13 protein-coding genes are annotated in these 14,281 nt (G+C 68.0%); 6 read left to right on the forward strand and 7 right to left on the reverse strand.

Annotation, left to right across the window (positions count from 1 at the left end; translation table 11 throughout):
• Positions 1-7: 7 nt before the first annotated feature.
• From ACYVKI_RS11080 to ACYVKI_RS11090, 3 genes are all read right to left on the reverse strand, one after another.
• Positions 8-790 (reverse strand): carbohydrate ABC transporter permease, encoded by a 783-nt coding sequence (locus ACYVKI_RS11080; protein ID WP_460690530.1) that lies wholly within the window; start codon positions 788-790, stop codon positions 8-10.
• A 129-nt stretch (positions 791-919) separates the two neighbouring features.
• Complete coding sequence (locus tag ACYVKI_RS11085) at positions 920-1,876, reverse strand: carbohydrate ABC transporter permease (protein ID WP_460690404.1); 957 nt, start codon at positions 1,874-1,876, stop codon at positions 920-922.
• Positions 1,873-3,285 (reverse strand): ABC transporter substrate-binding protein, encoded by a 1,413-nt coding sequence (locus ACYVKI_RS11090; protein WP_460690405.1) that lies wholly within the window; start codon positions 3,283-3,285, stop codon positions 1,873-1,875. Before ACYVKI_RS11090 ends, ACYVKI_RS11085 begins: the two co-directional genes overlap by 4 nt.
• 317 nt (positions 3,286-3,602) lie before the next feature.
• Here ACYVKI_RS11090 and glyA point away from each other — a divergent pair, with 317 nt between their 5' ends.
• Positions 3,603-4,904, forward strand: coding sequence for a serine hydroxymethyltransferase (gene glyA / locus ACYVKI_RS11095; protein WP_460690406.1), 1,302 nt, complete (start codon positions 3,603-3,605; stop codon positions 4,902-4,904).
• Positions 4,904-5,809 (forward strand): bifunctional methylenetetrahydrofolate dehydrogenase/methenyltetrahydrofolate cyclohydrolase, encoded by a 906-nt coding sequence (locus ACYVKI_RS11100; protein ID WP_460690407.1) that lies wholly within the window; start codon positions 4,904-4,906, stop codon positions 5,807-5,809. The genes glyA and ACYVKI_RS11100 overlap by 1 nt, the downstream gene beginning before the upstream one ends.
• Positions 5,810-5,952: 143 nt before the next feature.
• Here ACYVKI_RS11100 and ACYVKI_RS11105 read toward each other — a convergent pair whose 3' ends face one another.
• Entirely contained in the window at positions 5,953-6,399 is a 447-nt protein-coding gene (locus ACYVKI_RS11105; RefSeq protein ID WP_460690408.1) for a GntR family transcriptional regulator, read from the reverse strand.
• An 86-nt stretch (positions 6,400-6,485) separates the two neighbouring features.
• Between ACYVKI_RS11105 and ACYVKI_RS11110 the strand changes: the two genes are divergently transcribed.
• The gene (locus tag ACYVKI_RS11110; protein ID WP_460690409.1) at positions 6,486-7,502 is read left to right on the forward strand and encodes a 1-aminocyclopropane-1-carboxylate deaminase; all 1,017 of its coding nucleotides are present in this window, start codon (positions 6,486-6,488) and stop codon (positions 7,500-7,502) included.
• Positions 7,503-7,556: 54 nt separating this feature from the next.
• Here ACYVKI_RS11110 and ACYVKI_RS11115 read toward each other — a convergent pair whose 3' ends face one another.
• Together ACYVKI_RS11115 and ACYVKI_RS11120 are read right to left on the reverse strand one after the other, a co-directional pair.
• Positions 7,557-9,347 carry an ABC transporter permease gene (locus tag ACYVKI_RS11115; protein ID WP_460690410.1) on the reverse strand — a complete coding sequence of 597 codons (1,791 nt, stop codon included), beginning with the start codon at positions 9,345-9,347 and terminating at the stop codon, positions 7,557-7,559.
• Positions 9,340-10,317: an ABC transporter ATP-binding protein gene (locus tag ACYVKI_RS11120; protein WP_460690411.1), complete on the reverse strand. Its 978-nt coding sequence runs from the start codon at positions 10,315-10,317 to the stop codon at positions 9,340-9,342. The genes ACYVKI_RS11115 and ACYVKI_RS11120 overlap by 8 nt, the downstream gene beginning before the upstream one ends.
• A gap of 271 nt (positions 10,318-10,588) precedes the next feature.
• Between ACYVKI_RS11120 and ACYVKI_RS11125 the strand changes: the two genes are divergently transcribed.
• The 3 genes from ACYVKI_RS11125 (at position 10,589) to ACYVKI_RS11135 (ending at position 13,335) form a co-directional block, all read left to right on the forward strand.
• Positions 10,589-11,353, forward strand: coding sequence for an ABC transporter ATP-binding protein (locus ACYVKI_RS11125; RefSeq protein WP_460690412.1), 765 nt, complete (start codon positions 10,589-10,591; stop codon positions 11,351-11,353).
• On the forward strand, positions 11,350-12,660 hold the full coding sequence (locus tag ACYVKI_RS11130; protein WP_460690413.1) for an ABC transporter permease: 1,311 nt from the start codon (positions 11,350-11,352) through the stop codon (positions 12,658-12,660). The genes ACYVKI_RS11125 and ACYVKI_RS11130 overlap by 4 nt, the downstream gene beginning before the upstream one ends.
• Before the next feature lie 198 nt (positions 12,661-12,858).
• Positions 12,859-13,335, forward strand: a complete 477-nt coding sequence (locus ACYVKI_RS11135) for a hypothetical protein (protein ID WP_460690414.1) — start codon at positions 12,859-12,861, stop codon at positions 13,333-13,335.
• A gap of 171 nt (positions 13,336-13,506) precedes the next feature.
• On the opposite strand, the gene ACYVKI_RS11140 is transcribed toward ACYVKI_RS11135, so the two are convergent.
• Positions 13,507-14,262 carry an alpha/beta hydrolase family protein gene (locus tag ACYVKI_RS11140; protein ID WP_460690415.1) on the reverse strand — a complete coding sequence of 252 codons (756 nt, stop codon included), beginning with the start codon at positions 14,260-14,262 and terminating at the stop codon, positions 13,507-13,509.
• Between the last annotated feature and the right edge of the window lie 19 nt (positions 14,263-14,281).

Here is a 14,281-nt window from a genome sequence, read left to right on the forward strand (position 1 = left end):
CGCGGGGTCATTTGCCGGCTCCCGCGGTGAGGCCTTCGCGCAGATAGCGCTGCCCGAAGAGGAAGACGATCAGCGCGGGGATCATCGAGAGCACCACTCCGGCGAGCACCACCGAGATGCTCCCGGTCCCGAGGTGGCCCTGCAGGGAGACCAGTCCCAGCGGCAGGGTGAAGTTCTCCTCGGAGTTCACCAGCACCAGGGGCCGGAAGAACTCGTTCCAGTGGTAGTTGAAGGCCAGGATGCCCACGATCGCCATGCCGGGGGCGGAGAGCGGCAGGTACACGGAGAAGAAGACGCGCCACGGCCCGGCGCCGTCCAGGGAGGCGGCCTCGGCGTAGTCGCCGGGGAGGTTGAGGAAGTACTGCCGCATCAGAAAGGTGCCGAAGGCTGTCGGAACCGCGGGGATGATGAGTGCCAGCAGCGTGTCGGCCAGCCCCATGCCGCGGATGAGCATGAACACCGGAACGATCGTGACCTGCACGGGGATCATCATCGTGGCCAGCACCAGGGCGAAGAGCAGGGTGGAGCCGCGGAAGCGCATCCGGGCGAACACATAGCCGGCCATCGCCGCGGTGAGCATCTGCCCGGCGGCGATCAGCGCGGTGACCAGTGCCGAGTTCAGCACCAGCCGGGTGACGTCGATCTGGGTGAAGACCTCACGGTAGGCGGTGAAGTCCGGGCTGAGCGGGATGAAATGCGGGGGCAGGTCGAAGGACTCGGCCGGGTCGCGCAGCGAGGTGGACAGCGTCCACATCACGGGGCCGAGCACGGCGAGGGCGGCCACGGCCATGAACAGCAAGGCGGCGGTCCGGGAGGGTGAGGGCAGGCGCAGGCGCCGGCGGGGTCTGTCGGTGACAGGCTGGAGGGTGGTCATGGGTTCAGAGCTCCTTCCTCATCAGGCGCGGGGGCGTCTGGAGGATCACTGGTAGAAGACGAATCGGCGGGAGAGGCGGAACTGCGCCCAGGTGATGAGCATGATGATCAGCATCAGCACCAGGCCGGCGGCCGAGGCGAGTCCGAACTCGAGACGCTGGAAGGCGGCCTCGAAGACGACCATGACCGCGGATCTCGTGGAGTCGCCGGGACCGCCGCGGGTCAGCACGTAGGGCTGGTCGAAGACCTGCAGCGCCATGATCATCGCCGTCACGGAGGCGACCAGCAGCGAGGGGGAGACCAGCGGGAAGGTGACGTTCTTGAAGGCTCCCCAGCCGCGGGCGCCGTCGATCTCGGCGGCCTCGTAGAGCTCCTTCGGAATGGAGGCGATGCCGCCGAGCAGGATGAGGAAGGAGAACCCGAAGTTCTGCCAGACGAAGACGAAGATCACCACGGCGGCGGCACCGGTCGGCGTCGTCAGCCACGGGACGTCCGGGATGCCCACCAGGCCCAGCAACCAGTTCACGACGCCGAACTGCTCGTTGAACAGGTAGCTCATGAAGATGGAGACCCCGGCCGCGGAGAGCACCAGCGGGAAGAAGAACGTGGAGCGGAAGAACAGCCGCAGCCACTCGGGCATGCGCGACTGGACCATCACGGCCAGGAACATCGCGAGGCTCAGCTGGAGGGTCACCGCGACGATCACGAACACGACGGTGTTCAGGAAGGCGGTCCTGACGGTGGGGTCGGCGCCTAGGGCGATGAAGTTGTCGATCCCGGCGAACTCCGGAGCCGAGAGCAGGTCCCAGCGGAAGAACGCCAGGGCCAGGGATCCCACGATCGGCAGCAGGGTGAAGATCCCCATGCCGACCACAGTGGGAGCGAGCAGCAGCAGGATCACCCAACGTTCGGAGCGGGAACGGCGGGCTGGCTCGGTGGATGCGGGCGTCGAGGGTCGGGCCGCACGGGCCGCCTCCTGGGTGGGGACAGGGGTGGTGGTCATGAGCTCTTCTCCATGGCGACGGTGAGTTCACGGTCGAGTCGGTCGAGTGCTGTCTCCAGCTGCCCGGCGCCGCCGCTCATGCCGAGGGCGACATTGCGGGCCAGAGCGTTCTCCACCTCGGCCTGCTGCGGAGGAGCCGGAATCGGTCCGGAGGAGGGGAAGTCGTCGAGCGTGTCGTAGAAGACCTTCCAGTTGCGCGGCCCGGTCTCCCGGTAGAAGGCGTCGTTGACCATCGAGCGGCGCGTCGGGGTGGTGGTGGGCTCCGGCATCGCCATCTCCATGGACTCTTTGCGGGTGGTGAACTCCAGCCAGCGCCAGGCCTGCTCCTTGCGCTCAGAGGTGCGCATGATCGAGTACCCGGCGGTGCCGAACTGGTGCCGTTGGCTGCGCCACTTGGGGAAGTACTGGACGTCGAAGTCCTCGTCCGCCATCCCGTTCTCATGCAGGCCCTGGGCCCAATAGCCGCCCGCGGGGGTGGCGCCGATGCGGTCGGAGGCGAACAGCCCGATCAGTGAGGTGCCTCCGCCCTCCTCGGGGCGGATGCTCAGGCCTTCGTTGACCCAGCCCTGCAGCCGCTCGAAGGTCTCGACGACGCGCGGGTCGCCGACGTTCGAGCTGGTCCAGCGGTACCCGCCACGACGCTCGGCGGTCAGCTCCGGGGTGTAGAACCGGTCCCAGAGCCAGTCGCCGCCGTCGAACCTGTCCTCGGTGAGGATGCTGGTGTCATTGGCATAGAGCCAGGGGACGATCCCGCCGAAGAGCCGGTTGGTCCAGAAATAGGGGACGAATCCGCCGTCTGCGGTGTCGCGCATGGTGCGCAGCATCTGCTCGAACTCGTCGATGTTCCAGTCCGCGGACGGCAGGTCCAGGCCTGCACGCTCCAGAGTCGGCAGGTTGAGGTACATGTTGGCCGCATTGAAGTCCAGCGGCAGCACGTAGAGGCTGCCCTGGTACATGAAGGCCTCGATGAGCGAGGGGTGGACGTCCTCGAAGTAGTCCGTCAAGGCCGCCTGGTCGTGGGTGATCCAGTCGTCCAGCGGCTCGGCGAGCCGCTCGGCGAACAGCTGGGCGCCCTCCGTAGCGACGTAGACGACGTCGGGTGCCGTTCCCGAGGCCACCATGGTGAGGATCTTGGTGAAGAAGTCGCCCCAGTCGACCGCCTGGATCGCCTCGATCCGCACGGGGATGTCGGGGTTCTCCGCGAAGAATTCGTCGGCCAGCTCCTGGCGGGCCGCGGCGTCCTGAGCGGTGCCCTGGATCGCGACGCGCAGGACGTCCTCGCCCCGGCCGGGGATGTCCTGGCCGGAGAGTCGGGGCCACGCGGCGACGGTGCCTCCGAGGGCGGCGAGTCCGCCGACGCCGAGCAATGTGCGGCGGGTGAGATTCCGAGATTGTGATGAGATGTGCATCCTGCCTCCTAACACGTGTGAGGAAATATACTGTGAGGCACAGCACACGTCAAGCAATGCAGGTCAGCACCCGGTGGAGGACAGCTCGTCACAGCTCGGAGGGGCGGTGGCCGCCGCCGTCGTGGTCCTGCGGAGCTGCTGATCGGACAGATTCTGCGCGCACGCGGGACGCGAGGGCGCCCCGGCGATAGACTGTCTCGGGACTGCGGCCGGGTGCAGGTGCTTCGTCACCCATGGCAGGCCTCCAGGGTCGCCGTGGCCCTTGGAGGGGCCGGGCCGCCGTCGTCCCCTGAACTCACAGCGAGGAGACCGCGTCGATGACCACTGCCGAGTCCACCGTGAACATCAACACCGCCCCCCTGTCCGAGGTCGACCCCGAGATCGCCCAGGCGATCTCTGACGAGCTGGGACGCCAGCGGGGGACTCTGGAGATGATCGCCTCGGAGAACTTCGTGCCCCGTGCCGTCCTCGAGGCACAGGGCTCGGTGCTGACCAACAAGTACGCCGAGGGGTACCCGGGCCGTCGCTACTACGGCGGCTGCGAGTTCGTCGACGTCGCCGAGAACCTCGCCATCGAGCGCGCCAAGGCGCTCTTCGGCGCGGAGCACGCCAACGTGCAGCCCCATGCCGGAGCCCAGGCCAACGTCGCGGTGATGACCGCATTCATGAAACCCGGTGACAAGCTCATGGGTCTGTCCCTGGCCCACGGCGGTCACCTGACCCACGGCATGAAGCTGAACTACTCGGGCAAGTTCCACGAGGTCGCCGCCTATGAGGTGGACTCGGAGACCGGCCTGATCGACATGGACACGGTCCGGGAGCAGGCCCTGGCCGAGCGTCCGGACATGATCGTCGCCGGCTGGTCCGCCTACCCCCGCCAGCTCGACTTCGCGCGGTTCCGGGAGATCGCCGACGAGGTCGGGGCCATCCTCTGGGTGGACATGGCGCACTTCGCCGGCCTGGTGGCCGCCGGACTGCACCCGAACCCGGTACCGTACGCCGACGTCGTCACCACCACGGTGCACAAGACGCTCGCCGGGCCGCGGTCCGGGATGATCCTCTGCAAGGAGGAGCACAAGAAGAAGATCAACTCCGCCGTGTTCCCGGGTCAGCAGGGCGGGCCGCTGATGCACGCCATCGCGGCGAAGGCGATCGCCTTCAAGATCGCCGCCTCCGAGGACTTCGCCGTGCGTCAGCAGCGCACCGTCGCCGGCGCGCAGATCCTCGCGGAGCGCCTGGTGGCCGACGACGTCACCGCCCAGGGCGTCGACGTCCTCACCGGCGGCACCGACGTGCATCTGGTGCTGGTGGACCTGCGGAACTCGGAGATGGACGGCAGGCAGGCCGAAGACCTGCTCCACGAGGTCGGCATCACTGTGAACCGCAACGCCGTGCCGAACGACCCGCGCCCGCCCATGGTGACCTCCGGTCTGCGCATCGGCACCCCCGCGTTGGCCTCCCGGGGCTTCGGCGATGTCGAGTTCGCCGAGGTCGCCGACATCATCGCCGAGGTGCTCAAGCAGGGTGCTGCCGGTCCGGTCGATCTCGAGCCGCTCACAGCCCGGGTCGCCAAGCTGGCCGCCGACTTCCCGCTCTACGAAGGTCTTGAGGAGTGGTGATGGCTCAGCAGAACACCGCAACCGGCACTGCGCGATGCCTGGACGGCAAGGTCGCCTCGGCGGAGATCCGCGCGGAGCTGACCGAGCGGGTGGCCGCGCTCAAGGAGCGGGGCATCACCCCGGGCATCGCCACTGTGCTGGTGGGCGCTGACCCGGCCTCGCAGCTCTACGTGGGGATGAAGCACAAGCAGTCCCAGGCGATCGGGATGAACTCGATCCAACGGGAGCTGCCGGAGGATGCCACCCAGGAGCAGGTCGAGGCGCTGATCGACGAGCTCAACGCCGATCCGGCCTGCCATGGGTACATCGTCCAGCTGCCGCTGCCCAAGCACCTCGACACCGACCGTGTGCTCGAACGGATCGACCCGGCCAAGGATGCCGACGGTCTGCACCCGGTCAACCTGGGGAGGCTGGTGCTCAATGTCAACGAGCCCATCCACAGCCCGCTGCCCTGCACGCCGCGCGGGGCGATCGAGCTGCTCATGCGCGAGGGCTACGACTTCTCCGGAAAACATGTGGTCGTCGTCGGGCGTGGGGTGACCATCGGCCGCTCCGTCGGCCTGCTGCTGACCCGCCGTGAGCTCAACGCCACGGTGACGCTGACGCACACCGGTACGGTGGACATGTCCCACCATCTGCGTCAGGCTGACGTCATCATCGCCGCCGCCGGAGTGAAGCACCTGGTCACTCCCGAGGACGTCAAACCCGGTGCCGCGGTGCTCGACGTCGGGGTCACCCGGGAGCCGGACCCCGCCGGAGGCAAGGCGAAGGTCTACGGGGACGTCCACCCCGACGTCGTCGACGTCGCCGGCTGGCTCTCCCCGAACCCCGGAGGAGTGGGCCCGATGACGGTGGCGCTGCTGATGACCAACGTGGTGGAGGCCGCCGAGCGTCAGTCCGGCTGACTCCTCTCCGCATCGAGTGGCCACGAATCCCGGCAACTGCCCCTGCGACACCGCGTGTCGCCGGGGAGAAGCCGGGATTCGTGGCCACTCGTGTGTCACCGGCGCACTGTGTCACCGGCGGGCAGAATCGCCGCCTGACGACGTCAGAGCGTCCGCAGGCCCGCCCAGTTGAACTGCGTCAGCCGGGCCGCCTTCTCGACGTCGCGGGCCTGGGCGACACGCTCCGGATCCTCCTCGGCCACGGTGGTGCGGCGACCCGGCTGGGCGTCGACGAGTCCCTCCCGCTCCAGGCGCAGCAGGGCTTCACGGATCGGTGTGCGGGAGACCCCCAGCCAGTCCTCCAGTTCGGCATCGCGCAGCTGCTCACCGGGGGGGGAAAGTCCCCGGTGACGATCGCCTGACGGATGGTGTGGTGGACCTCGTCGCGCAGCAGGGTGCGACGGTGGACGCCGCGGACTGCGGGGACGGGTATGGTCGGCTCCTCGGGGGCGCTGCGGCAGTGGAGGCGGCAGTGGAGGCTGCAGGCGGGCAGGGCGTCTTGACAGGGGGCGTCTCGACAGGTGATGTCGCGGAGCGGGCCTTGACACCATCGCATCCAGAGCGTGGAATGCTCAGTGCGATGTATCGCATATCGTCGGGACGGCCGGTGCCGCCCTGGCCCATCCCGAGGAGTCCCATGGCCATCACCGACTTTCCCCGCCACGAGCTGACCTTCGGCCCCAGCCCCGTCCATCGGCTGGATCGGCTCACGGCCCATCTGGGCGGGGCGCAGATCTGGGCCAAGCGGGAGGACGTGAACTCAGGCCTGGCCTTCGGCGGCAACAAGACGCGGAAGCTGGAGTACATCGTCCCGGACATCCTGGCCTCGGGCGCCGACACGCTGGTCTCGATCGGCGGCTACCAGTCCAACCACACCCGTCAGGTGGCCGCCGTCGCCGCGCGGCTCGGTCTGAAGGCGCGCCTGGTCCAGGAGCGCTGGGTGGACTGGGACGACCCCGTCGACGACAGGGTCGGCAACATCCTGCTCTCCCGCCTCATGGGTGCGGACGTGCGTCTCGACGACGCCGGCTTCGACATCGGCATCCGCACCAGCTGGGAGGAGGCCGTCGCGGAGGTCGAGGCCGAGGGTGGCACCCCCTATCCCATCCCGGCCGGCGCCTCGGAGCATCCGCTCGGCGGCCTGGGCTTCGCCAACTGGGCCTATGAGGTCGCCACCCAGGAGCGCGAGCTCGGGGTCTTCTTCGACACGATCGTGGTCTGCACGGTCACCGGCTCCACCCATGCCGGGATGATCGCCGGATTCGCGGCCCTCGAAGAGGCCGGCGGTCGCCCGCGGCGGGTGATCGGCATCGACGCCTCCGCCATGCTGGAGAAGACCCGCGCTCAGGTGGAGCGGATCGCCCGGACCACGGCTGAGCTCATCGGGCTGGGTCGCGAGCTGCGCGCCGAGGAGATCACCGTACTGCCCGACTGGGCGGGAGACGAGTACGGCATCCCGGTGGACTCCACTGTCGAGGCGATCCGCACCACCGCCCAGCTGGAGGGCGTCATCCTGGATCCGGTCTATGAGGGCAAGTCCATGGCCGGTCTGATGGATCTGGTCCGCGGGGCCGAGATTCCCGCCGAGTCGACCGTGCTCTACGCGCACCTCGGCGGCCAGCCGGCGCTCAACGCCTACAGCCAGGTCTTCTGAGCGCGGCCCGGTAGCCCAGCGGTTCCGGGTCCAGCGGCTCAGCGTCGCCGCGGCTCAGCGCAGGAACAGCCGGCGCATGCGCAGCGTCGCCACCGTCATCCCGACGGCGATCATCACCAGGTAGTAGCCGATGTGCACCAGGGTGAGCATGCTGAACGAGGACGCCGCGATGTCCCGCATCAGCTCGACCGCATGCCACAGCGGCAGCGCCTGGATCATCCATTGCACCCCGGCGGGGTACACGTCGATGGGGAACAGCGTGGCGGAGAACAGGAACATCGGCATCATGACCATCATCATCCAGTCCATCTGCTGGAACCGGGTCATGAACGAGGTGACCGCCATCCCCACGGCGGCGAAGCCGAAGGCGATGAACAGGGCGGTCACCAGCATCACGACGGCGGCCAGCGGACTGACCAGGTCGGCCGCGACCAGCACGGTGAGGAAGCCCAGCGCATAGATCCCGCCCCGGAACAGCGCCAGCAGGATCTCCCCGACGGCGACGTCCAGGGGGCCCAGCGAGGTGGCCATCATCGACTGGTAGAGCTTGGTGATCTTCAGTTTGAAGAATACGTTCCAGGTGGAGTCGAACACCGCGCCGTTCATCGCCGAGACGGCCAGCAGTGCGGGGGCGATGAACGCCGCGTAGCTGAGCTGACCGCCGTCGGCGGCCTCGATGCCGGAGATCATCGGGCTGATGCCCAGCCCGAAGGAGGTCAGGAACAGCACCGGCTCCAGGAACCCGGAGAGGAAGATGACCCCGCGGTTGTTCCGGATCGCTGACATCCCCCGGGAGAAGACCGCCCGGATGTTCCCCGAGTAGTAGTTCCCGGCGAATCCCGAGCGGACCTTCACCGGCGGGGTCCCCGGCGATGGCGGGCCGGCGGCCAGATCCTTCTGCTCGAGCCGGGCCTCACGCTTCAGCCGGGACTTCTCCCCGGGGGTGCGCCCCCGCCACTCGGTCAGCCCCAGGCGGCGGATGTAGATCCGGCGCACCCAGAACCAGGCGGCCGTGGCCAGCAGCAGCAGGTAGCCCAGGTGCGCGGCCGCCATGCCGGGCGGCACCGGCTGTCCGAAGGCCAGCAGACGGCCCAGCTCATTGGCATGCCAGATCGGCGAGACCCAGCCGATCAGCTGCAACGGCCCCGGCAGGTTGGTCAGCGGATAGAAGGTCCCGGAGAACAGGAACAGCGGCATGATGATGAACCGCTGGATCAGCGCGGCATGGCCCTTCTCATCCCGCAGCGAGGCGATGTAGGCCATGATGGGCAGGCCCAGGGCCAGAGAGCCCAGCGCGGCGGTGAACACCTGCAGCCAGGCCCAGGGGCTCGTGGTCGCGCCGACGGCGACCAGCACCCCGGTGAACACGAGCCCATGGATGCCGAAACGGGCGCAGACCGCCAGGATGTGGCCTGCGGCGATCTGCGTCGGTGACAGGGGCGAGGCCTGAGCCCCGTAGTAGATGCGCCGCCACTTGAACTTCTCCATCACCGGGAAGGTGAACTCGATGCCGGCGGACATCGCCATGGTGGAGGCCAGGATCGCCGGGCCGATGTACATCAGATAGGAGTCCGCACCATAGGCGGTCAGATCGGCCTGGTCGCCGACCAGCACCCCGAGCCCCAGGCCCATGGCCAGGATGTAGAGGATCGGCTGGGCGATGGAGCTGCTCAGGATCACCACCGCATAGGCGCGCATGCCGCGCAGCGTGTGCTCCGCCTGGTAGAGGATGCCGCGTCGGCGCACGCGGGCGGCGAGCACGGCCTTGTCGGCCGCCGGTGAGGGCCGAGCGCCGCCGTCGTCGTGTGGTCCAGGTGCCGAGGAGGACAGTGTCGTCTCAGTCAACGAGGGTCCTTCCGGTGAGCCGCAGGAAGACGTCCTCCAGCGAGGAGCGCCGCACCAGGGAGGTCACCGGCCGGCGGCCGGCGCCGTGGACCTGCTCCAGCGCCGCCTCACCGTGCTCGGCGTAGACCAGCAGTCGGTCCGGCAGGATCTCGATCCGGTCGAACCCGGAACCGCCGCCCACCAGCACGCCGGTCAGCTCGTCGGCCAGCTCGGCATTGCGATCCATCCCGAAGCGCAGTTCGAGGACCTCCCGGGTGGAATGCTCCCGGATGAGCCCGGAAGGGCTTCCCTCGGCCATGATGCGGCCGTGGTCCACCACGATCAGCCGGTCGCAGAGCTGCTCCGCCTCGTCCATGTGATGGGTGGTCAGCACCAGCGTGGTGCCGTTCTCCTTGAGTCGGAAGAGCCGATCCCACAGCACATGGCGGGCCTGGGGGTCCAGGCCGGTGGTCGGTTCGTCGAGCAGCAGCACGTCAGGCTCGTTGACCAGCGCGCGGGCGATGGTCAGCCGGCGCTTCATGCCTCCGGAGAGATCCTCCACCCGGGCCTTGGCCTTCGGGGTGAGCTGAGCGAAGTCCAGCAGCTCCTCGGCCTTGGGCAGCAGCCAGCGCCGCGGCAGTCCGAAGTAGCGGCCGTACATGATGATGTTCTCCCGGACGGTGAGCTCTTCGTCCAGATTGTCCTGCTGGGGGATTACGCCCAGCCGGGCACGGACCTCCGGGCCCTGCTTCTCGGGGTCCAGCCCTGCCACGGTGAGCTTCCCCGAGGTGCGCGAGGCCACCGCGGCGATCATCCGCATGGTCGTGGACTTCCCGGCTCCGTTGGGGCCCAGCAGGCCGAAGGACTCGCCGCGCGAGACGGTGAAGTCGATGCCGTCGACGGCGGAGAAGTCACCGTAGCGCTTGGTCAGCCGGGACGCGACGATCGCGGCGGCAGGCACTGTGGTGGGCTGGGACGCGGAACGGGTCATGGCTCCCGCCTCCTCGGCGCGCTCTCCCCCGCGGGCGGGGTCGGAAGATCGTGGGTACACACTGGTGGCACGGACGGAATCGGGCATGCCAGGCAGTTTACGCGTGCAACCACGTGGTGACCAGGGTCTTGAGCTCCGCGGTGCCCGCCGCCGGAAGGTCTTGGGTCGATGAGACGGGGATCATCCTCAGGGGCGATGTCAGGAAGCGTCTCATCCGGAAGAATGATCACCGTTCCTCCTCCCATCCCTCTGCATGGAAAGGACACCGCCCATGTCCACTCCGGTCCTCGAAACGGAGAACCTGGTCAAGGTCTATGGCCGCGGAGCCTCCCGCTTCGACGCGCTCAAAGGCCTGACCTTCGAGATCCACGACGGTGAGTCGGTGGCGATCGTCGGCAAATCCGGCTCCGGCAAGTCCACGCTGATGCACCTGCTGGCGCTCCTCGATGAGCCGACCTCCGGCGTCGTCGCCCTGGAGGGTCGCCCGGTGAGCCAGCTCGAACCCAAGAAGGTCTCCCGGCTGCGCAACGAGACCTTCGGCTTCGTCTTCCAGCAGTTCTTCCTCAACGCGAACCAGACGGTGCTGGAGAACGTGACGCTGCCGCTGAAGATCGCCGGCTGGAGCCGGGGGGAGCGTCACGCCCGAGGCATGGAGGTCCTGGAGCAGCTCGAGATCGCCGACAAGGCCAAGAACCGCGCCACCGACCTCTCCGGCGGGCAGAAGCAGCGGGCCTGCATCGCCCGTGCCCTGGTCAACAAGCCGTCGGTCATCTTCGCCGACGAGCCCACGGGCAACCTCGACACCGCCACCTCGGAGGTCGTGGAGGACATCCTGTTCGGCCTGCATCGGGATCGGGGGATCACGCTGGTGGTCGTCACCCACGACGAGGAGCTGGCCGGACGCTGTGAGCGACGCCTGAAGATGCAGGACGGCCTAATCGTGGCCGAGGAGGAGGGTGTGACCACCCAGGGGCAGCTCGACACGACCTTTGACCCCGCCCAGTTGGGCATCGACGACGAGGAGGACCGGGCATGAGGGCGGCAGACGTCACCCGGACCGCGCTGGGCAACACCCTGCGATCCAAGCTGCGCACGTTCCTGACGGTCATCGCCATCGTCATCGGGGCCTTCACCCTCGCGGTGACCACGGGCCTGGCCGCCGGGGTGAACCAGACCATCGAGGACATGGTCGAGGGCTACGGCGAGCAGGACCAGATCTACGTGATGCAGGGCAGCGCCATGGGTCAGGGTGAGGAGACCGGCCCGGGCCCTCAGCCGTATGACCCGGAGACCTCCCGGCAGCAGAGCGAGTTCGGCCAGGAGATGCTCTCCGAGGAGGACATCGAGACCATCGAGGGGATCGAAGGGATCACGACGGTGGATCCCATCGTCTTCGTCTCACCGGACTACCTGGAGGCCCCGGACGGGGACCAATATCTGCTGAGCGAGATCGGCCTACCCGCGGACGCCCCCGGCATGGACCTGGTGGCGGGGGAGATCCCCTCGAGGGAGGCGAAGGAGATCACCGTGCCGGAGAGCTGGTTGGCGGCCTTCGACGACTCCACCGACGACTATGAGCAGGCTGACCCGCAGACCGCGATCGGTGAGACCGTGGAGATCGGCGTGACCGACAGAGCCCACGAGAGACACTCCGTGGAAGCTGAGGTGGTCGGGGTCTCCGTGCCGAATCTGGCCGGCATCGGAGGCTCGCCCATGCCCTCGCATGCGCTGAATGAGGAGCTCTACGACCATCAACGCTCCGGACTGGACGTGGAGCAGCCTGAGGCCTTCGTGCAGGCCGCAGTGGACGTGGAGGACATGGCGGCCTACGAGGAGTCCATCAAGGAGGCCCTCCAGGAGGAGGGTATGGTCGGACTGACCGTTGAGGACTTCATGGGCATCATCCAGACTGTCATCGACGCCATCGCCTGGGTGCTCTATGGGTTCGCGATCATCGCGCTGATCGCCGCCTCCTTCGGCATCGTCAACACGTTGCTGATGTCGGTCCAGGAGCGCACCCGCGAGATCGGCCTGATGAAGGCGCTGGGCATGTCCGGCGGAAAGATCTTCGGACTGTTCTCGATGGAGGCGGTGATGATCGGTCTGCTCGGCTCGCTGATCGGGGTCGGTGGCGGTGTGGTCGCCGGAGTGGTGGCCAATGCTCTGCTCACCGGCAGCGGGGGCCCGCTGGGCGACGTCGGCGGGCTCGTCCTCTATGCGGTCAGTCCGGTGGCGATCCTCAGCATCACTGTGCTGGTGGTGGGGATCGCATTCCTGGCCGGCACGCTGCCTGCGGCCCGTGCGGCGAAGAAGGACCCGATCGAGGCGCTGCGCTACGAGTAGGCGCCCGGTACTGTACCCCATGAACCACACCACCTGACAAAGGAGAGAGTCGTGACCAGCTCACCCTATGAGAACCCGCAGGACCCGAACGGACAGTCGGGCCAGAACCCGGGCCAGAACCCTTATTAGGCGCCGGGTCCGGATGCCGACGCGAAGTTCGGGACCACCCCCTATGACCCCAGCGCGGTCGGCGGCCCGATGGCGGAGCCGCCCAAGTTCGCCCTGCTGAAGAAGCTCACCCTCGTTTCGCTGGGGATCTACGTGCTCTCCGGCATCACCAGCCTCTTCACCGCTGGTGATGAGGACCTCCTGCGCGAGGAGCTGGGCGGTCAGGGAGTGACCGTCGACGAGGAGATGCTCGCCATGGCGACGACGGCCGGACTCGTCGTGGCCGTGATCATGCTGATCGTGCCGGTGGCGCTCTACATCGTCGCCTACCTGGGCATCACCAAGGTGAAGAACTGGGGGCGGATCGTCGGTGCCGTCTTCGCCGCCCTGGGCACGCTGGTGACCCTCTGGGGCCTCGTCGGCATGGGGGCGATGCTGGCCATGGGCGCCATCGGGGTCATCTCGCTGGCCCTGTCGATCGCGTTCATCGCGGTGAACATCTACTGGTTCCTGGTGGCCTTCAGCAAGGAGGTCGGTCAGTACTTCGAGCAGGGGCGCGCGGCCTGATCGCCTGACCAGCAGCACCAGCAGCACCAGGGGCGGGGTCACCACACAGGGGCCCCGCCCCTTCTGTGGGCCTGGGGTCACACCGACCTGCTGCGCGAATCCCTCGACGGTCAGTGAGGGACGTGACGACTCCGGCCGATCGGCTGAGGCGATCGCGGAGCCTCTGACACCTCAGCCCAAGTACTGATCGGACCACGCGCTGATGATCCTCCCGGCCCGCGCGGCTTGGCCATCCGCAGTGAGCAGGTGGTCTGACCCTTCGAGGGCCACGAAGCTGCGGGGATGCTTGGTGGCCCAGAACAGTGTGCTGGCGTTGTCGATGCTGACGGTGTTGTCGGTGGGGGAATGCATCACCATGAACGGCAATGACAGGGCACGGATCTTGTCGTCGATGTCGGCACGGCGCACGTCCTCGACGAAATCGCGTTTCAGCGTGAGCGCCCGGCCGCCGACCAGCCACTCCGCCTCGCCGTCGGCCACGGCACGGTCGGCGATCGCGTCGAAGTGATGCTCCACGTGGCTTGGATCGGCCGGGGCGCCGATGCTGACCACTGCACGGACGTCGGGGGCCTGGCTGGCGGCCGCGATCACTGCGGCTCCGCCCCAGGAATGACCGACGAGGATGTCCGCCGGGGTGCCGCGTTCGGCCATGAACTGACACGCCTGGGCGGTGTCGTCGACTTTGACGGTGAAGGACCCGTCGCCCCAGTCCCCTTCTGAATCCCGCAGACCGAGGGCGTCGAAGCGGAGCATGCCGATGCCCTCGGCGGCGAGCTGTTTGCAGATCCGCGCAGCGGCCGGACTCTCCTTGCCGAGGGTGAATCCGTGGACGAACACGCCCCACCCCCGGACCTCGCCCTCAGGGAGGTCGATCCGGCCGGCCAGAGCGGGGCCGGTCGAGCTGGGAAACTGGACAGATTCAGACATGATCACTCCTGATGCCAGG

The sequence above is a fragment of the Nesterenkonia suensis genome (genome assembly GCF_054782935.1).

Excerpts from the sequence above, each read along its gene's own strand:
- ACYVKI_RS11080 (WP_460690530.1), bottom strand. The coding sequence starts at position 790 with ATGGCCGTGGCCGCCCTCGCCGTGCTCGGCCCCGTGATGTGGACGCTG.
- ACYVKI_RS11085 (WP_460690404.1), bottom strand. The coding sequence starts at position 1,876 with ATGACCACCACCCCTGTCCCCACCCAGGAGGCGGCCCGTGCGGCCCGA.
- ACYVKI_RS11090 (WP_460690405.1), bottom strand. The coding sequence starts at position 3,285 with ATGCACATCTCATCACAATCTCGGAATCTCACCCGCCGCACATTGCTC.
- glyA (WP_460690406.1), top strand. The coding sequence starts at position 3,603 with ATGACCACTGCCGAGTCCACCGTGAACATCAACACCGCCCCCCTGTCC.
- ACYVKI_RS11100 (WP_460690407.1), top strand. The coding sequence starts at position 4,904 with ATGGCTCAGCAGAACACCGCAACCGGCACTGCGCGATGCCTGGACGGC.
- ACYVKI_RS11105 (WP_460690408.1), bottom strand. The coding sequence starts at position 6,399 with ATGGTGTCAAGGCCCGCTCCGCGACATCACCTGTCGAGACGCCCCCTG.
- ACYVKI_RS11110 (WP_460690409.1), top strand. The coding sequence starts at position 6,486 with ATGGCCATCACCGACTTTCCCCGCCACGAGCTGACCTTCGGCCCCAGC.
- ACYVKI_RS11120 (WP_460690411.1), bottom strand. The coding sequence starts at position 10,317 with ATGACCCGTTCCGCGTCCCAGCCCACCACAGTGCCTGCCGCCGCGATC.
- ACYVKI_RS11125 (WP_460690412.1), top strand. The coding sequence starts at position 10,589 with ATGTCCACTCCGGTCCTCGAAACGGAGAACCTGGTCAAGGTCTATGGC.
- ACYVKI_RS11130 (WP_460690413.1), top strand. The coding sequence starts at position 11,350 with ATGAGGGCGGCAGACGTCACCCGGACCGCGCTGGGCAACACCCTGCGA.
- ACYVKI_RS11135 (WP_460690414.1), top strand. The coding sequence starts at position 12,859 with ATGGCGGAGCCGCCCAAGTTCGCCCTGCTGAAGAAGCTCACCCTCGTT.
- ACYVKI_RS11140 (WP_460690415.1), bottom strand. The coding sequence starts at position 14,262 with ATGTCTGAATCTGTCCAGTTTCCCAGCTCGACCGGCCCCGCTCTGGCC.